The organism is Falsiruegeria sp. JB4-1 (assembly GCF_055693495.1).
Genome location: NZ_JBVFTZ010000001.1, coordinates 2,261,393 through 2,277,598 on the forward strand (window position 1 = coordinate 2,261,393; position 16,206 = coordinate 2,277,598).

The window sequence follows — 16,206 nt, forward strand, 5'->3', positions numbered from 1 at the left end:
ACCACCTCGTTCTAATTGTCAGAGCCGTGTTGAGCGAGGCCGATTGCCGCGCCTGCCGGGTCAATCAGTATCGCCAAATTCGCTTGTTGTGCCGCAACCCGCGCCCCAAGACCACGCGCCTTGGCGATCGCGGCATCCAGATCTGGCACCAGTACATAAGGGATCCAAGTCGACGTGATTTGCTTTGACGAGACTTGGATCAATCCACCGCGATCTTTGCCCTCAGAAGTAAAGACCTTGAAATTGGGTGCGCCCGGACGGCTTTCCACACGCGTATCAAAGCCGACAATCTTTCTATAAAAACCTACGGTGGCGCTGGTTTGTGATGTCAAAAGATCGGTCCAAACCCACGAACTAATTTGAGGCTCTTGCCCGAGTGGTATCCCTTCGGTGCCGTCGTACAGAGTAATGTGAGCCCCATCCGGATCACGAAATGCAGCCAGAGCGCCGGTTTGCCCAACATATGTCTGACCGAGTTGCCGCCCTCCAGCGCTAATGGCTTGCTGACTGGCGATCTCGGTGCTCTCGACGCTCAGTACCGGTTGCCACCGTGTCTCAGGCTGGTCGGGATCATCGCCAGCGATAGAGATCAGGCCGCCAATCAAAGACTGCTGGCTGGTAATAACTTCCAGATTGTCCGAACGACCGTCCGCAAAACGCCAGTCAAACATTTCCGAATAAAAGTTCTTTGCGGCTTCAGGACTATCAGTGACTAGATCGAACCAGGCAAAGCTGCCTGGAGTTTTTTGCGTTCGCATCGTTGGAGTGCACGCGATCAGGAAACACAGGGCGAAAGCTGCAACTACGCGACCCACGTGTCTGGCAAGTTGAAATTTCATAGAAGCCTGCATTCCAGATTTGGGACGATTGTTCAGTTACTGATGACGGGCCAAGTGTCCATCATCACAAGGATTCTGTCCATTGTGTTCCGTGCAGGTATCAGACGTGATCAATGGAGTTCTTTCGGATCGAACTTAAGGCTTATCCACGACGTGATGATCGACACGGTAATGAGAACATGGAAATGCCGGACATCTCGGCAATTTCCTTGCGGCCAATCGGAAACTGTTTCGTCAAGCTGAATCTTGGCGGCCATTGCCCACTTGATCTCGTCAATGTCTAAAGGCGCCTCGGCTAGGTTTGAGGGCAGCGTGGTCAACCAACCGCGAGATTTGAGAGTACGTTTTGTTTGTGAAATAAGTTTCATGCCGTCTTTTTTGTGATGTCGGTTTCATCTGGCATTTCATGAGTGCTGTCTGAGTCTTAATTCAATGTAAGAACAACGAAAGTCGGCTCAGTCGCATTTGCAATAGGTGACTAGACTTTCACCGAAAGATGCGAACGCGTCCGGGCCATAATCGCTCGGTCGTGAAGACACACACCGAGACCCAGAAATCTGGACTGATGAGTTTGCGATGAAAACTGCGACCCTGACGCCAAAAGCCGTGGCATTCGAAGAAAATGTCCGTTGGCTTGGCCTATGCGTCGGCATGCAAAGAGCATGGGCATCCACTCTGATGCCAAGTCTCATTTGTTGGAAAAGCTACTAACGATAGAAGGTTAGTGGCGGAGAGACAGGGATTCGAACCCTGGGTGGGCTTGCACCCACAACGGTTTTCGAGACCGCCCCGTTCGACCACTCCGGCACCTCTCCGCGGGGGTCTGTGAGGGGGGATTTAGTGACAACAGCCAAGGTGTGCAAGCAGATTTTTTGCAGTTTTTTGACAAAGATCGTTTTTCCGTTGTTCCAGTCCTGAAATCGCTTAGATTTCTTGTCATGATTATGATTGCTACACGGGATGTTTCCTGCATTGCCCAAAAAATGCGGGTCCTTTTGTTCAGCTTGGTCGTCTTGCTCGGCAACTTTGTGACGTCTTCGGTCGATGCCGCTGACAAGGAACGGATTGAGGGGTTTTTGACCACAACTGGGTTTGACGTCGCATTGGACAGTATTGCGCTTACGTCGTCTTCGGCTCCGACCATGCTCGGGATCGAACCAGGTGCGTTTGGCGCGGATTGGAAGCGGCTTACCCAACAGGTGTTTGACACGGACTTGATGTACGAGATGGCCGTGGGGATATTGGAAAAAACACTGGACGACGGGCCGCTGGATCACGCCGTGTCCTTTTATGCAAGTGAGCTTGGTCAGCGCCTGGTAAATGCGGAAAATGCTTCTCATATGCTAGAAGATGACGAGACCAAACAACTGCAAGGGCGCGAGATCGTAAGTGGACTTGTACGCATCGGGTCTTCCCGTGTCGAACTGCTGAAGCGAATGAACCTTGCAATTTCTTCAACAGAAACCGCGTTGCGGGCGCTGCAGGAAATTCAGATACGCTTTTTGCTGGCCGCCAGTGCGGCTGGTGTTGTCGAACTAAGGTTGGACGCAGATGGCTTGCGGGCTGCGATGAAAGAGAATGAAGCAGGTTTGCGTCGGGCGTTGCAACAATCGGCTCTTGCCGGAGCAGCCTACACTTATCAGGCGTTTTCCGATGACGAGGTTCTGGAATATACCCGCGCGCTTGAGCAGCCGTTGATGCAAGAGGTTTATGAACTGTTGAACGCTGTCCAGTATGAAATTATGGCAAACCGGTTCGAAGTATTGGCACAGCAAATGGCTGATCTTCATCCTGGACAGGATATCTGATGATGCGGCGACTCCTGATCGGAATGGCGGGATGGTTCGTCTTCTTTGTGGGGCCTCTGTGGGCTAACCCCAACCTGGACAGACTGGTAGAGGCCATGCAATTGCCGGAAGTTGCCGAAATATTGCGGGACGAAGGCCTCAGCTATGGCAAGTCCGTTGACGAAGACATGTTGGGCGGGCAGGGCGGTAAGCATTTCGCGCAAGTTATCTCGGGCATCTACCGGGAAGACAGGATTATTCAGGCACTACAAGACAGTTTGGAACATAACCTGAGCGACGAACAAGTTGCCAAGGCGACCGAGTTTTTTGAAAGCTCACTTGGACAAACCATCATTTCGTTGGAAAATTCGGCTCGGCGGGCGTTTTCTGATCCTGCCATCGAAGAAGTTGCTCGCCAAAGCTATGAAGAGGCATCTTCGGACCACCGACTGCTGCAGCAATTGGACACTTACATTGAAGTCAACGACCTTATCGAACAAAACGTCGAGGGGTCTCTCTCTGCTGACTACAATTTTTTCCTTGGTCTGGCTGAAGGGAACAATACCGCGCGAGATGATTACGCCATGTTATCTTCCATCCTTGAAAGCCGTGAAGAAGTACGTGTGGAAACGCAAGCCTGGCTATACGGGTTTCTGATGATGGCATACAGCCCGTTGAGCGAGGCAGAGATGGAAGAAAACATAGCCTTCTCAAGGTCTGCAACTGGTGCTGCACTCAATACGGCCTTGTTCGAAGGTTTCGATGTTCTCTACGATGGCATCTCTTTCGAGTTGGGAAGCGCTGTATCGCGTGTCATGCGGGCCAGCGATCTGTAACAGGTACGCTTCGCGCGCTTACGAAGGTTGACTTTCACCTCCAATCCGACAATAAGCGCCCATCCCGGCTCGGAATCCCGCGCCGGGTTTCGTTATCGTATTGCCCGTAAGGGCATGAATTCGCCTAACAAAGGCGCGCTGTTTGCAGGTGGTAACCCGTGTGAGTCGGGAGCCATGAACGCCCGGAACCGGGGACCGAAGAACGCGGTAGAAAAAGGAAAGACGCATGTTTGCGGTCCTCAAGACTGGCGGCAAGCAGTACAAAGTTCAGGCGGGCGACACGCTCCGCGTTGAAAAATTGGCTGCAGATGCTGGCGAAACAGTTCAATTCAACGACATCCTGATGCTGGGCGGTGACGCTCCGGTTGTGGGTGCCCCGTTCGTGGACGGTGCTGCGGTTCAGGCCGAAGTCATCGACCAGATCAAAGGCGAAAAGGTTATCCATTTCGTCAAGCGCCGTCGTAAGCACAGCTCGAAGCGCACCAAAGGCCACCGTCAGAAGCTGACCCTGGTCCGCATCACCGAGATCCTGACCTCGGGTGCAGACAAATCGGGCGTCAAAGCTGCTCCGGCTGCTGCAAAAGCAGAAGCAAAAGCAGAGGCACCCGCCGCTGCGGCTGCTGCTGCTGACGATCTGACCAAGCTGAACGGTGTCGGCCCTGCCGCCGCCAAGAAGCTGGCTGAGGCCGGTATCGAGAGCTTTGCCGCTCTGGCCGCCTTGTCGGACGAGCAGATTGCTGCTATCGAGACGGTCAAAGTGAAACCCGAATGGGTTGAGCAGGCCAAAGAACTGGCTCAAGGCTAAGGAGAGAGAGAATGGCACATAAAAAAGCTGGCGGTTCCTCCCGTAACGGTCGCGACTCTGCTGGTCGCCGCCTTGGCGTAAAACTCTACGGTGGTCAGGCTGCAACCGCAGGCAACATCATCGTGCGTCAGCGCGGCACCAAATTCTGGCCAGGCGAAGGCGTTGGCATGGGCAAAGATCACACAATCTTTGCAACTGTCGACGGCGCCGTGAAGTTCCACAAGGGACTGAAAAAGCGCACCTTCATTTCGGTACTGCCAGTCGCAGAAGCAGCCGAGTAACAGCCGGAACCTGAAGGTTAAGTCAAAATCAGGGGGATCGGCGGAAACGCCGGTCCCTTTCCTTGTTTTAGGGTCAATTTCACCAACGCTTGAAAAAGTTCATCCATGCCCGTCGCAACAACCAGTTTCTTGATTTTTGCCGCCTCTCAGGTTGGCACACCAGGGTATAGCCAACATGGCCCTGCTGGCGACAGGTGCGCGTTATGGGTTTCGTGCGGCTTTGCCTTTTGTGTTTGGGGTGGCTTTGGGCAAGCAACTGGTGATTTGGCCCGTAGGTTTCGGGCTGATGGAGCTGGCCGATCAGGTGCCGTGGCTGTTTACGGTTCTGAAATACGCCTCGGCGACCTACATTTGCTGGTTGGCGTGGAAGGTTGCCAATCTGCGTTTGACGGTTGGTCAAGGGCAGGACAAGGCACCTGGGTTTCTGGCTGGGCTGATTGTTCATCCTTTGAACCCCAAGGCATGGGCCATGATTGTGGCTGGCTTTACCGGCTTTGTATCAGCGGGAACCTCGACGTTTGAGGCGACGCTAACCATCGCTCTCGTTTTGTTGAGCTGTCAGTTGGTGTTGCACCCGATCTGGACGTTTGCAGGCGATAAAATTGCGCAGGCGGTTGCAGGACGGCCTGCCGAGAAATATTTGATGAGGACACTGGCGGCACTAACCGTTCTGTCCGTTCTTTTTGTGTTGTTCGGAGGAGGAGCGCACATATGAAACTGGATACAATAATCAACCAGCCGGTCATTGAAACCGAGCGGTTCGACCTGCGCCCGTTGCGCAAGTCGGACATGGGGCTGATCGAGCACTATGCATCTGATGAACGTGTGGCGCGTATGACTACGTCGATCCCGCACCCGCTACCACCGGCCGCGACCGAGGCGTTTGTCGCCCGTGCCATGGCCGATGACCGCGAAGAGGACGTCTGGGCCATGGATGGCACCAAGGACGGCGGGCCGGAATTGATGGGGCTCATCTCGCTTCAAAAAATGGACCGCAACCAAACAGAAGTAGGCTATTGGGTGGCTCCGATTTTTGGAATACTGGCTTGGCATCAATGGCCGTCGAAGCGCTGGTTGTGGCTAATCCATTGAAGAATGCCAATATGTTTGCCAGCGTTTTTCAAGACAACCCGGCCTCGGCTCGCGTGTTGACCCATTGCGGATTCCAATATCTGGGTGACGCCGAAAGCTTTTCGGTCGCTCGAGATGCCGCAGTGCCGACTTGGACCTATAGCCACAAACTGTAGTGGATCTTGGGCCGCATGAAATGCGGCCCGTATTCCACTTTATCCTACGACATTGTGACCGCGTCCGCGCATGCAGTTTTTAATCACAGCTTCGCGCTGGTTGTTTTTGCGCACTGCATCTCCGGTTACAGCCGCAAGCGCGCCAATGGCCGCGGCGCGGCCCAGGTCGTCTGAGCTGTCGTTCCAGATGGCGCTGGTAGCTGCGCCACCTACGGCACCTGCAGCAGCTGCTCCCGCGGTGTTGCCATCCACACTGGGCTGGCTTGCGGCAAGGGACTGACAGGCGGCAAGATCGGATTCGTAGCCTGGCCCAGTTGGCCCGTCTACGACAGGTCGATAATTGGCACCTGAGTTTTCGCAAGCGGCGGTTAACAATAGGATGGCGGGAAGAACAAAGTGCTTCATGACTAAATCCAATAGTGGCGGGAATGATTGTCACAACTATAGGCGGTCTGAACAATCGGATACAAGGGACCCGGTGCATACGGCTTTCTTTCCTGCGATGCTTGCGGTAAAGCCCGGTTTCAAACGATTTGTCAGATCGACGAAAGACAATTCTGTTGTCACGACGTTTGTTGAAACGGTCTGCTGGAAAAGGACAAAAACATGAAATTCCTGGATCTGGCCAAGGTTTATATCCGTTCGGGCGCAGGCGGCAGTGGTTGCGTCAGTTTCCGTCGTGAGAAGTTTATGGAGTACGGCGGCCCGGATGGTGGCGATGGCGGCAAGGGTGGTTCTGTCTGGGCCGAAGCGGTCGACGGGCTGAACACGCTGATCGACTTCCGCTATCAGCAGCATTTCTTTGCCAAGAATGGTCAGCCAGGCAAGGGCCAGCAGCGCACCGGAAAAGACGGCGACGAGATCGTTCTGCGTGTTCCTGTGGGGACCGAGATTCTGGATGAGGATCAGGAAACGGTAATTGCCGACCTGACCGAGGTGGGTGAGCGCATCCAATTGGCGCGAGGCGGCAATGGCGGCTTTGGCAACCTGCATTTCAAAAGCTCGACCAACCAGGCGCCACGCCGTGCCAACCCGGGCCAAGAAGCTGTGGAACGCACCCTTTGGCTGCGTCTGAAGTTGATCGCGGATGTGGGGCTGTTAGGCCTGCCCAATGCGGGCAAGTCGACCTTTTTGGCAGCAACTTCGAACGCACGACCAAAAATTGCCGATTACCCGTTTACGACTCTGCACCCGAACCTGGGCGTTGTGGGTGTAGATGGCGTCGAGTTTGTCATTGCCGACATTCCGGGTTTGATCGCTGGCGCGTCAGAGGGACGTGGGATTGGTGACCGTTTCCTGGGGCACGTTGAACGCTGTGCAGTGTTGTTGCATCTGGTCGATGGCACGTCCGAGACGGTGGCAGAGGATTACCAGACAATCATCACCGAACTTGAGGCCTACGGCGGTCATCTGGCCGACAAACCGCGTGTGACTGTGCTCAACAAGATCGATGCTCTGGACGAAGAAGAGCAGGACGAGGCGCGCGCCGCCTTGGAAGAGGCGGTTGGACACAAGGTCATGACCATGTCTGGCGTCGCCAAATCGGGCGTGACAGACGTATTGCGCGCGTTGCGCACCCAGATCGACGAAGACCGCCTGCGGTATAAACCCGTCGAGGAGGACGAGCCTTGGCAACCCTGACGAAGGCACGTCGGATCGTCGTCAAGATCGGTTCAGCCCTGCTGGTTGATCGTGACACCGGTGACCTGCGCGCTGATTGGCTTCATTCTCTGGCCCATGATGTGACTTGGCTCAAGGGCAATGGCACGGATGTGATCCTGGTATCTTCGGGCTCGATCGCCCTGGGACGCGGCGTTCTGGGTTTGCCGATGACGGCGCTGTCGCTGGAGCAATCGCAAGCGGCGGCAGCTGTTGGGCAGATCCGTCTCGCGCGCGCCTATGAAGAGGCGCTGACCCCGCATGAAATCACGACCGCGCAGGTTCTGGTCACACTTGAAGACAGCGAAGACCGGCGCCGTTACCTGAACTCGCGCGCGACACTTGAGACGCTTCTTTCGCTGGGTGTCGTGCCCATCGTCAACGAGAATGACACCGTGGCGACAGACGAAATTCGTTACGGTGACAACGACCGTCTGGCGGCGCAGATCGCCGTGACGGTTGGGGCAGATCAACTGATCCTGTTGTCGGATGTCGATGGCTTCTACACCGGTAACCCCAACGACGACCCGGACGCCACCCGGTATGACGTGATCGACCACATCACGCCTGAGATCGAAGCGATGGCTAAGCGATGCCGGTTCTGGTCTCTCCAAGGGCGGTATGAAGACCAAGCTGATGGCGGCCAAGATGGCCACCGCGGCAGGTTGCGATATGGCGATTGCTGAAGGTTCCCCCCTGAACCCGTTGAAAACGCTTGAAAACGGTGCAAATTCCACTGGTTCACCGCCACGCTTGATCCGCAAGCTGCGCGCAAGCGTTGGATTGCGGCGATGAAACCGCGTGGTGAAATTATCGTGGATGCAGGCGCGGCAGGCGCTTTGGGCAATGGCAAGAGCTTGTTGCCCGCTGGCGTGACCGAAGTAACCGGCGATTTTGGTCGCGGCGACCCGGTGGCGATCATGGACGCAAACGCTCGCAAACTGGGTCAGGGCCTCAGCCGATATACTGCGCAAGAGGCGGACGCGATCAAAGGGCGACAATCGCGCGAGATCGAGCCAACACTGGGCTATCCAGGTCGCGCCGCGTTGATCCACCGTGACGACATGGCACTCTAATTCTCTTCCTCTTGCTTTAAAAATCCCAGCCGGAGGCATAAAATCAAAAAATGCCCTGCAGCCAACCAAAGGCGACCAACATGAAAGACCTTGATAGTATTCCCGCGCTCATGGCCGATCTGGGCGCCCGTGCCAAAGCGGCATCGCGCGAGTTGGGCTTTGCCAGCGCCGAGCAGAAAACAGCAGCGTTGCTGGCTGCGGCTGACGCCGTTTGGGCGCGCCGAGCCGAGATCATCGAAGCCAATGCGAAAGATCTGGAGTTTGGACGGGATAAGGGGTTGAGCCCTGCGATGATGGACCGCCTGATGCTGGATGAGGCGCGCGTTCAGAGCATGGTTGACGGCCTGCGCACCGTAGCCCAGCAAGACGATCCCATTGGCGAGGTGATGACCGAATGGGATATGCCAAGTGGGCTGAACATCCAACGCGTACGCACGCCTTTGGGCGTGATCGGAGTGATCTATGAAAGCCGCCCCAATGTGACGGCAGACGCGGGTGCGCTTTGCCTGAAATCAGGCAATGCCGTGATCCTTCGCGGTGGCTCGGAAAGCTTTCATTCGTCAAGCGCGATCCGCGATTGCCTGGTTGAGGGGCTGAAAGCCGCTGAACTGCCTGAGGATGCGATCCAGCTGGTTCCGACTCGCGACCGTGCAGCAGTGTCCGAACTGCTGACCATGACCGATTATGTTGATGTCATCGTGCCTCGTGGCGGTAAGGGTCTTGTCGGACTGGTTCAGCGCGAGGCGCGCGTGCCGGTTTTTGCGCACCTTGAAGGGATCGTGCACATCTACATCGACAAAGCGGCGGACCTGCAAAAGACGCTGGATGTGGTGATGAACGCCAAGACACGGCGCACGGGCATCTGTGGCGCGGCGGAATGTCTGCTGATTCATCAGGATGTGGTAGACACCCTGGGCCGAGATGTCATCAATGCGCTGTTGGCAGCCGGTGTTGAAGTTCACGCCGAGGGTGGCTTGCAGATTGACGAGACATTGGTCGCCACCGATGCCGACTGGGGTAAGGAATTCTTGGACATGATCATCGCCGCGCGCCCGGTGGCAGACATTGATGCGGCGATTGCGCATATCCAGAAGTTCGGCTCTAACCACACCGATTGCATCATGACCGAGGACAAAGAGACCGCGCAGCGGTTCTTTACCCGCCTCGACAGTGCAATCTTGATGCACAACGCCTCGACCCAGTTTGCAGATGGGGGTGAGTTTGGGATGGGGGCCGAGATCGGGATCGCCACCGGCAAGATGCACGCGCGGGGGCCGGTGGGTGCCACTCAGCTCACCAGCTTCAAGTATCTGGTCACCGGTGACGGCACCACACGCGGCTAAAGATCAAATGCGATCCGGTTCAATACCGGATCGTGATATGCGTGTCGCCTTGGTCGTACAACACCCGGCGGCCCATTTCTTCGGCAACAGCAGGCAACAATGCAAACTGCACCTGCGCGGGTGAAACCTGGGCAGGACCAGCAGTGCTCACCAACCCTTCCCACAAGTCCACGGCTGCCGTGATCTTGGACCCAGTGCCAGTAATCTGCCACTGGTCGTCTTGCTTGCTGATCCGGATATCGCCACCAAAGGGCAGGGCGGTTTCGCAGCATTGCAACGCCAGAAAGGCCATGCGCACGTCCGAACGCGACACCGGCTCAATCGGACCCCAATGGGCCTGAATGCGGTTGCCCTTGTTCACGTCGTCCAACAATGTGGAAATCTCCGCATGGCCAATCTGTTGGTCCCCGGCAGCCCCAAAGGCAATCCGGAAAAAGCGGATGCGTGCACCGGCATTACCCACGCTGTCAGCGATCAAATCCATTTCGGGGCCCTGCACAGCGCCTGCCATATCCAACAGCTCCAGCCCGTTAGTTATGGCACCGATGGGGCTGATCAGATCGTGACAGATCCGCGAGCCGATCAATGCAGCCAGGTTGACGTTGCTTTCACCCATGGGGTACCTCCGAATTGAACCCGCCAACCCGCCCGGAAAAGAGAGCGTCATGACAGATCTGAATGCCATCCTTGCACCTGGCATGTACGTGCGCCACCCTGATTTTCCCGACTGGGGTGTCGGGCAGGTGCAGTCCAACATCGCAGGCAAGATCACGGTCAATTTTCGCGATCAGGGAAAAGTGGTGATCGACGGCTCACGCATCGCGCTGATGCCGGTCTTTGATCCGTGAAACTGGTTGACGATTGGTTAACGCGGCGGCGTATCGCCACCTCGTCGGCAGTGTGTTGCCAATAACGGCCCAATCGGGCTAATTGCCGCCAAGTTCCTGTCGCCACAAAGGGCTGTTTCATGCCGGACACCGGACCCACATTCACGGTCAAGATCGCCGAAACCGCTGACGAGCTGCTGGCCGCGCAGCGCCTGCGCTATGATGTCTTTGTGCGCGAGCTGGGTGGCGGCGGCGAGATGGTTGATCATGAACGTGGCTTGGAACAGGACCGCTTTGATCCCTTTTTTGACCATATGCTGGTGACAGATGACACCAAGGGTGAGGTTGTCGGCGTCTATCGGTTGCTGCGTGGTGAACAGGCGCGTGCCCTTGGGCAGTTTTACTCCGAAGATGAATATGATCTGAGTGTCCTGAAAAACAGTGGTCGCAAGCTGCTGGAACTGGGCCGATCATGTCTGCATCCCGACTATCGCGGGGGCATGGCAATGTTTCACCTGTGGAACGGTTTGGCGGCTTATGTGTCCGAGCACGAGGTCGAGGTTTTGTTTGGCGTTGCCAGTTTTCATGGCACGAATGCAGACGCCTTGGCGCAGCCATTGTCGATGCTGCATCACAACTACCTTGCACCCGAGGATCTGCGTGTGCGCACCCAAGCGAAGCACTTTGTCGATATGAATCGGGTTGCCCCCGAAAAACTGGATCGCCGCAAAGCCATGCTCGGGGTGCTGGCTTTGATTAAAGCGTACCTGCGACTTGGCGGCTTTGTCGGGCAGGGAGCCTATATCGACCGTGCATTCAATACCACAGACGTCTGTCTGATCCTGGACACAGCCCGGATGAACGAAAAACAACGGCGCCTTTACACCGGCGAGCGCGACGCATGAACACCACTTGGGACAGTGACGAGGCCCCCGATCCCATCAAGATCGGGTTTGTCGGGTGGCTGCTGATCGTGCTGCGCGGTTCGGCCTTGATCGTGCTGATTGCGGTATGCCTGATCCTGCTTTTGTTCTTACGCCTGATTGAGGTACCGTTCTTTGGCATGAAGCGCCCGATCACGCCCTTCATCGTGCAATTTGTCTGCCGCAACGCCTTTCGCATTTTGGGGATGGAGCACCGCATCAGCGGGCAGTTGATGACCGAGCGCGGGGCTGTGGTGGCCAATCACACATCCTGGCTGGACATTTTTTCGCTGAATGCGCGTAAGCGGGTTTACTTTGTCTCTAAGGCCGAAGTGGCGGGATGGCCGGGGATTGGCACCTTGGCCAAGGCAACTGGCACTGTGTTCATCGAGCGCAATCCCAAGAAGGCCAAGGAACAGACCGAGATGTTCGAGACACGTCTGAAAGCCGGGCACAAGCTGTTGTTTTTCCCCGAGGGCACCTCGACCGATGGGTTGCGGGTGTTGCCGTTCAAGACGACGCTATTCGCGGCGTTCTTTTCTGAACATTTGCGCGACTTCATGCACGTACAGCCAGTATCGGTTATTTATCATGCGCCCACGGGGCAGCCTGCGCGGTTTTATGGCTGGTGGGGAGAGATGGAATTTGGTGAACATCTGCTCAAGACGCTGGCGGCACGCAGGCAAGGCGCGGTCGAGTTGATCTATCACACGCCTGTTGCCGTGCGCGATTTTCCCAACCGCAAGGCGCTTGCGGCTGAAATGGAGCGGGTAATCCGCGAAAGTCACGCGCAAGCAATGGAAAGAGCACAAAACCCTCTTGCACCTAAGTAAGTCCTGACGTATACGCGCGCCATTCAAACCCGCAGGCGGGGTTTGGGCCTGTCGGGGGAGACATCCCCGATAAGTCCGCCGGTTGGCGCATCCGCGTCGAAACCCCCGCCGAGGCGAAAACCGGAAAGGAAAATGAGCATGGCTCTTCCCGAGTTCACCATGCGTCAGCTGCTGGAAGCTGGCGTTCACTTTGGTCACCAGACACAGCGTTGGAACCCGCGCATGTCGCCGTTCATCTACGGCTCGCGCAATGGCATCCACATCATGGACCTGACCCAGACTGTTCCGATGCTGGATCAGGCTCTGCAGGCCGTGCGTGACACCGTTGCAAAAGGCGGCCGCGTTCTGTTCGTCGGTACCAAGCGTCAGGCAGCTCAGCCGATCGCAGAAGCAGCTGAAAAGTCGGCTCAGTACTACATGAACCACCGCTGGCTAGGCGGCACACTGACCAACTGGAAAACCGTTTCCCAGTCGATCAACCGTCTGAACCAGATCGACGAAGCCATGGAAGGCGGCGCCGAAGGCCTGACCAAGAAAGAGCGTCTGGGCATGGAACGTGACCAGGGCAAACTGCAAGCGTCGCTGGGCGGTATCCGCGAAATGGGCGGCACCCCGGACCTGCTGTTCGTCATCGACGTGAAAAAAGAAGCACTGGCCATCGCCGAAGCCAACAAGCTGGGTATCCCGGTTGTGGCTGTTGTCGACACCAACTGCTCGCCTGACGGTGTTGATTACATCATCCCCGGCAACGATGACGCATCGCGCGCCATCTCGCTGTACTGCGACCTGGCGGCACGTGCCGCTCTGGACGGTATGTCGGCTCAGCTGGGTGCCGCAGGCGTTGACCTGGGCGCGATGGAAGAAGCCCCCGTCGAAGAAGCTGTTGCGGAAGAAGCGCCCGCCGAGGCCTGATCCCACCTGTCACAGCTTTGACATATGGGGCAGGGTATGACCTGCCCCAATTCCGTTTGATTTGAGGAGAGCCAAAAGATGGCAATCACAGCAGCACTCGTGAAAGAACTGCGCGACAGCACCGGCGCAGGCATGATGGACGCCAAGAAGGCACTGACCGAAACCGCTGGCGACATGGAAGCCGCCGTTGACTGGCTGCGCACCAAAGGTCTGGCCAAAGCGGCCAAGAAATCGGGCCGCACCGCTGCCGAAGGTCTGGTCGCGGTTGTCGTTGACGGTAGCAAGGGCGTCGCTGTCGAAGTGAACTCGGAAACCGACTTTGTGGGCAAGAACGCTGACTTCCAAGAGTTTGTTGGCGGCATCGCCAAGGCTGCTTTGAACGTTGCTGATGTCGACGCGCTGTTGGCTGCTGACCTGGGTGGCAAATCCGTTGCCGACACCCTGACCAGCAAGATCGCCACCATCGGCGAAAACATGTCGGTGCGTCGCATGGCGTCGCTGGAAGGTGACACCGTCGTGAACTACGTCCACAACGCTGCAACGGCTGGTATGGGCAAAATCGGTGTTCTGGTTGCGCTGAAAGGCGGCGACGAGGCCCTGGGCAAGCAGATCGCGATGCACATCGCCGCTGTGAATCCGGCCGCGCTTTCCGAAGCGGACATGGACGCCGCCGTGATCGAGAAAGAAAAGCAGGTCCAGATGGACATCGCGCGTGAATCCGGCAAGCCGGAGCAGGTCATTGAGAAGATGATCGTTGGCCGCATGAAGAAGTTCGTCGCTGAATCGACCCTGCTGAACCAGCAGTTTGTCGTGAACCCGGACCTGACCGTTGGCGCCGCTGCTGCTGAAGCGGGTGCTGAGATCACCGGTTTCGTGCGCCTGGAAGTTGGCGAAGGCATCGAAGTTGAAAAAGAAGACTTCGCAGCTGAAGTGGCCAAAGCAGCACAAGGCTAAGGCCCTAAAGCGAAGCGTCACAAAAGCGCTTTGTGTAAAGTTGAATGAGCCCCGTCCGGTGTTTGCTGGACGGGGTTTTCTTTTGCGCAAGTTTGGTTTGACGCCGGGATGCTCCCACCCGTCGACGATGTTCCAGAGAAACATCTCTTTCCGTTTGGTCAGTCTCATGAAGGTTTTGGCCTCATGAGCCTGACCCGCTTCGTTAGCGGTGTCGGCAAAGGCGAAGCAACAGAAATAAAGAATTTGCGACATAAGGATTCGGGAAGAATTTGGCGTACTGTGTTAAAGTTTGAGCCAAGCGAGATCAAATCCTAAGAAAAACAAAAGACGGTTTCGCCAGCGGCGAAACCGTCTTTTGTTTGGTGATTGAGGGACCCCGTTTTGATGGGGATGGACGGGATCCCTCAAATTCTCCGGTGCGAGCAAGGAACAATACATGCCCAACACCGAACAGGACGGAGAGCCTCGAAATTACAAGGTTCAGTACCCGATGTTCCCAGGCTAAAGCCACCACTCACGGAACAGTGTCATATTGCAACTAAGCCTTGGTTTCGGAAAGTCATGAATTCCTTACCCAACGTAATGCAACATATTTGTTACAGGTTTTCTGGCGGTTAGGCTTCCATAACGAACATTTGGTTGTGCAGAGCTGCTTTTAGAACCGCTTGCGCAGTGGTTTCGACCGAAAGCGCTTCGCGCGCCAAGCGAAGGTGTTTTTCAACGGTGGCCGATGTGAGCCCCATCAAGATGGCGATGTCCTGCGTTGTCTTTCCGTCACCGACCCATTCCAGCGCTTCACGTTGACGCTTTGTCAGTGAACGATTGGGCGCGGTATAGGGAAGCGTCAGGATTTTCAGGTGTGCGACGTTGTTCATCAACAACAGATCTTCGCCATGTTCCGCCCACAAGTCATCCACTTCTTCCTGAGACATCCCTTCACGGGCGCAAAGTGAAATTGCCCCCTTTGACCGAACCGAAACAGAATTGAAGCTGACAGTGTATCCCACCGTCACCCCTTTGGAGAAATTGAATTCATAGACTTGGCGCTGTTCCCGCGTCATGGATTCGCTTTCCATGAGTTGATTGATCATTTGCCAACTCTGGGCTCCTTCATTTTCAAGCGCCCATTTAAGCATAGGAGCATGAAAATATAGGCCAGAATGAAGGAACCCGTCGATATAGTCCTGGTTGTGATTGCTTAGAATCACAAAATCTTCGGGATCTCCCAATGATGTTTCTGTCTTGTACCGGGTATAGCCGTACAACAAACGGTCAAACCCGTATTCGGCCATCTTCGACGTGTGAGCAGCCCACAGTTCTTCGAGCGTTTTTGCGTAGGATACTGTATTCAAATATTCCGACAGTTCCATCATGCGTTGCGCTCCTTGAGATGATTCAGAAGCGCATCGATGGCCAGGATGTAGCTGTGCAATCCAAACCCACAGATCTGACCTATGGCAACTGGCGCAATAACGGACTTATGGCGAAAGCTTTCACGTGCATGAATGTTGGACAGATGCACTTCGACAACCGGCAACTGAACCGAGGAGAGCGCATCCAATAGAGCGATAGACGTGTGGGTATAAGCACCGGCGTTGAGGATAATGCCGTCCTGGTCAGCCTTTGCAGCGTGAATGGCGTCAATCAAGGCGCCCTCGTGATTGGACTGAAAAAAGCTCGTTTCAGCACCAGATGACTCTGCGTGCTGACGACAGGCCGTCTCGACCATATCCAGAGTGGTCCGACCATAAATCTCGGGTTGTCTTGTACCCAAAAGGTTCAGGTTCGGGCCGTTCAGGACCAGAATTCTACTCATATCAACAGTATCCCCATTCGAGTGCTCTGATACTCATGAATATGAGCCTCTGTCCAGCGCTCTGGGTT

The 16,206-nt window shown here is 55.8% G+C and carries 17 protein-coding genes, 1 tRNA gene and 3 pseudogenes; 14 read left to right on the plus strand and 7 right to left on the minus strand.

The features are described from left to right. Positions 1-11: 11 nt before the first annotated feature. From ACZ1HE_RS11550 to ACZ1HE_RS11560, 3 genes are all read right to left on the minus strand, one after another. Positions 12-839, minus strand: coding sequence for a VOC family protein (locus ACZ1HE_RS11550; protein WP_472620926.1), 828 nt, complete (start codon positions 837-839; stop codon positions 12-14). A gap of 110 nt (positions 840-949) precedes the next feature. Then, positions 950-1,159, minus strand: coding sequence for a hypothetical protein (locus ACZ1HE_RS11555; protein ID WP_472620928.1), 210 nt, complete (start codon positions 1,157-1,159; stop codon positions 950-952). Between the two features lie 405 nt (positions 1,160-1,564). Continuing rightward, positions 1,565-1,654: transfer RNA gene (locus ACZ1HE_RS11560), tRNA-Ser, on the minus strand. Positions 1,655-1,822: 168 nt separating this feature from the next. On the opposite strand from ACZ1HE_RS11560, the gene ACZ1HE_RS11565 reads away from it, so the two are divergent. The 6 genes and pseudogenes from ACZ1HE_RS11565 (at position 1,823) to ACZ1HE_RS11590 (ending at position 5,795) form a co-directional block, all read left to right on the plus strand. Next, positions 1,823-2,647, plus strand: coding sequence for a DUF2059 domain-containing protein (locus ACZ1HE_RS11565; RefSeq protein ID WP_472620930.1), 825 nt, complete (start codon positions 1,823-1,825; stop codon positions 2,645-2,647). Beyond that, entirely contained in the window at positions 2,647-3,462 is an 816-nt protein-coding gene (locus ACZ1HE_RS11570; protein ID WP_472620932.1) for a DUF2059 domain-containing protein, read from the plus strand. Before ACZ1HE_RS11565 ends, ACZ1HE_RS11570 begins: the two co-directional genes overlap by 1 nt. Before the next feature lie 226 nt (positions 3,463-3,688). Continuing rightward, complete coding sequence (locus ACZ1HE_RS11575; RefSeq protein WP_108787642.1) at positions 3,689-4,267, plus strand: 50S ribosomal protein L21; 579 nt, start codon at positions 3,689-3,691, stop codon at positions 4,265-4,267. A gap of 11 nt (positions 4,268-4,278) precedes the next feature. Beyond that, on the plus strand, positions 4,279-4,548 hold the full coding sequence (gene rpmA, locus ACZ1HE_RS11580; protein WP_108787640.1) for a 50S ribosomal protein L27: 270 nt from the start codon (positions 4,279-4,281) through the stop codon (positions 4,546-4,548). A 105-nt stretch (positions 4,549-4,653) separates the two neighbouring features. Further along, positions 4,654-5,263 (plus strand): annotated as a pseudogene (locus tag ACZ1HE_RS11585) (LysE family translocator). A gap of 74 nt (positions 5,264-5,337) precedes the next feature. After that, positions 5,338-5,795, plus strand: a pseudogene (locus ACZ1HE_RS11590) (GNAT family N-acetyltransferase). Between the two features lie 39 nt (positions 5,796-5,834). Here the strand turns inward: ACZ1HE_RS11590 and ACZ1HE_RS11595 are convergent. Further along, positions 5,835-6,200 (minus strand): glycine zipper family protein, encoded by a 366-nt coding sequence (locus ACZ1HE_RS11595; protein WP_472620935.1) that lies wholly within the window; start codon positions 6,198-6,200, stop codon positions 5,835-5,837. 201 nt (positions 6,201-6,401) lie between these two features. Between ACZ1HE_RS11595 and obgE the strand changes: the two genes are divergently transcribed. The 3 genes and pseudogenes from obgE to ACZ1HE_RS11610 all read left to right on the plus strand — a co-directional run bounded on the left by obgE (position 6,402) and on the right by ACZ1HE_RS11610 (position 9,873). Next, complete coding sequence (gene obgE / locus ACZ1HE_RS11600; protein ID WP_472620937.1) at positions 6,402-7,436, plus strand: GTPase ObgE; 1,035 nt, start codon at positions 6,402-6,404, stop codon at positions 7,434-7,436. Continuing rightward, positions 7,424-8,530, plus strand: a pseudogene (proB, locus tag ACZ1HE_RS11605) (glutamate 5-kinase). The gene obgE and the pseudogene proB overlap by 13 nt, the downstream one beginning before the upstream one ends. Before the next feature lie 80 nt (positions 8,531-8,610). After that, the gene (locus tag ACZ1HE_RS11610; protein ID WP_472620939.1) at positions 8,611-9,873 is read left to right on the plus strand and encodes a glutamate-5-semialdehyde dehydrogenase; all 1,263 of its coding nucleotides are present in this window, start codon (positions 8,611-8,613) and stop codon (positions 9,871-9,873) included. A gap of 19 nt (positions 9,874-9,892) precedes the next feature. On the opposite strand, the gene ACZ1HE_RS11615 is transcribed toward ACZ1HE_RS11610, so the two are convergent. Further along, on the minus strand, positions 9,893-10,489 hold the full coding sequence (locus tag ACZ1HE_RS11615) for a histidine phosphotransferase family protein (protein ID WP_472620941.1): 597 nt from the start codon (positions 10,487-10,489) through the stop codon (positions 9,893-9,895). Positions 10,490-10,538: 49 nt separating this feature from the next. Between ACZ1HE_RS11615 and ACZ1HE_RS11620 the strand changes: the two genes are divergently transcribed. The 5 genes from ACZ1HE_RS11620 to tsf all read left to right on the plus strand — a co-directional run bounded on the left by ACZ1HE_RS11620 (position 10,539) and on the right by tsf (position 14,322). Then, positions 10,539-10,721, plus strand: coding sequence for a DUF3553 domain-containing protein (locus tag ACZ1HE_RS11620; RefSeq protein WP_085795617.1), 183 nt, complete (start codon positions 10,539-10,541; stop codon positions 10,719-10,721). Positions 10,722-10,840: 119 nt separating this feature from the next. Next, positions 10,841-11,605 carry an L-ornithine N(alpha)-acyltransferase gene (gene olsB / locus ACZ1HE_RS11625; RefSeq protein ID WP_472620943.1) on the plus strand — a complete coding sequence of 255 codons (765 nt, stop codon included), beginning with the start codon at positions 10,841-10,843 and terminating at the stop codon, positions 11,603-11,605. Next, positions 11,602-12,456 (plus strand): lyso-ornithine lipid O-acyltransferase, encoded by an 855-nt coding sequence (olsA, locus tag ACZ1HE_RS11630; RefSeq protein WP_472620945.1) that lies wholly within the window; start codon positions 11,602-11,604, stop codon positions 12,454-12,456. The genes olsB and olsA overlap by 4 nt, the downstream gene beginning before the upstream one ends. Positions 12,457-12,594: 138 nt before the next feature. After that, positions 12,595-13,368, plus strand: coding sequence for a 30S ribosomal protein S2 (gene rpsB / locus ACZ1HE_RS11635; RefSeq protein WP_472620947.1), 774 nt, complete (start codon positions 12,595-12,597; stop codon positions 13,366-13,368). Positions 13,369-13,446: 78 nt separating this feature from the next. Next, positions 13,447-14,322, plus strand: coding sequence for a translation elongation factor Ts (tsf, locus tag ACZ1HE_RS11640; protein ID WP_472620949.1), 876 nt, complete (start codon positions 13,447-13,449; stop codon positions 14,320-14,322). A gap of 614 nt (positions 14,323-14,936) precedes the next feature. Here the strand turns inward: tsf and ACZ1HE_RS11645 are convergent. Further along, positions 14,937-15,692, minus strand: a complete 756-nt coding sequence (locus ACZ1HE_RS11645) for a helix-turn-helix transcriptional regulator (RefSeq protein ID WP_472624453.1) — start codon at positions 15,690-15,692, stop codon at positions 14,937-14,939. Then, entirely contained in the window at positions 15,692-16,138 is a 447-nt protein-coding gene (gene aroQ / locus ACZ1HE_RS11650; RefSeq protein WP_472620951.1) for a type II 3-dehydroquinate dehydratase, read from the minus strand. Before aroQ ends, ACZ1HE_RS11645 begins: the two co-directional genes overlap by 1 nt. Positions 16,139-16,206: the final 68 nt, after the last annotated feature.

What these genes read in the sequence shown, in the direction of transcription:
- ACZ1HE_RS11550 (WP_472620926.1), bottom strand. Translation starts at nt 839, where the DNA reads ATGAAATTTCAACTTGCCAGACACGTGGGTCGCGTAGTTGCAGCTTTC.
- ACZ1HE_RS11565 (WP_472620930.1), top strand. Translation starts at nt 1,823, where the DNA reads ATGCGGGTCCTTTTGTTCAGCTTGGTCGTCTTGCTCGGCAACTTTGTG.
- ACZ1HE_RS11570 (WP_472620932.1), top strand. Translation starts at nt 2,647, where the DNA reads ATGATGCGGCGACTCCTGATCGGAATGGCGGGATGGTTCGTCTTCTTT.
- ACZ1HE_RS11575 (WP_108787642.1), top strand. Translation starts at nt 3,689, where the DNA reads ATGTTTGCGGTCCTCAAGACTGGCGGCAAGCAGTACAAAGTTCAGGCG.
- rpmA (WP_108787640.1), top strand. Translation starts at nt 4,279, where the DNA reads ATGGCACATAAAAAAGCTGGCGGTTCCTCCCGTAACGGTCGCGACTCT.
- ACZ1HE_RS11595 (WP_472620935.1), bottom strand. Translation starts at nt 6,200, where the DNA reads ATGAAGCACTTTGTTCTTCCCGCCATCCTATTGTTAACCGCCGCTTGC.
- obgE (WP_472620937.1), top strand. Translation starts at nt 6,402, where the DNA reads ATGAAATTCCTGGATCTGGCCAAGGTTTATATCCGTTCGGGCGCAGGC.
- ACZ1HE_RS11610 (WP_472620939.1), top strand. Translation starts at nt 8,611, where the DNA reads ATGAAAGACCTTGATAGTATTCCCGCGCTCATGGCCGATCTGGGCGCC.
- ACZ1HE_RS11615 (WP_472620941.1), bottom strand. Translation starts at nt 10,489, where the DNA reads ATGGGTGAAAGCAACGTCAACCTGGCTGCATTGATCGGCTCGCGGATC.
- ACZ1HE_RS11620 (WP_085795617.1), top strand. Translation starts at nt 10,539, where the DNA reads ATGACAGATCTGAATGCCATCCTTGCACCTGGCATGTACGTGCGCCAC.
- olsB (WP_472620943.1), top strand. Translation starts at nt 10,841, where the DNA reads ATGCCGGACACCGGACCCACATTCACGGTCAAGATCGCCGAAACCGCT.
- olsA (WP_472620945.1), top strand. Translation starts at nt 11,602, where the DNA reads ATGAACACCACTTGGGACAGTGACGAGGCCCCCGATCCCATCAAGATC.
- rpsB (WP_472620947.1), top strand. Translation starts at nt 12,595, where the DNA reads ATGGCTCTTCCCGAGTTCACCATGCGTCAGCTGCTGGAAGCTGGCGTT.
- tsf (WP_472620949.1), top strand. Translation starts at nt 13,447, where the DNA reads ATGGCAATCACAGCAGCACTCGTGAAAGAACTGCGCGACAGCACCGGC.
- ACZ1HE_RS11645 (WP_472624453.1), bottom strand. Translation starts at nt 15,692, where the DNA reads ATGGAACTGTCGGAATATTTGAATACAGTATCCTACGCAAAAACGCTC.
- aroQ (WP_472620951.1), bottom strand. Translation starts at nt 16,138, where the DNA reads ATGAGTAGAATTCTGGTCCTGAACGGCCCGAACCTGAACCTTTTGGGT.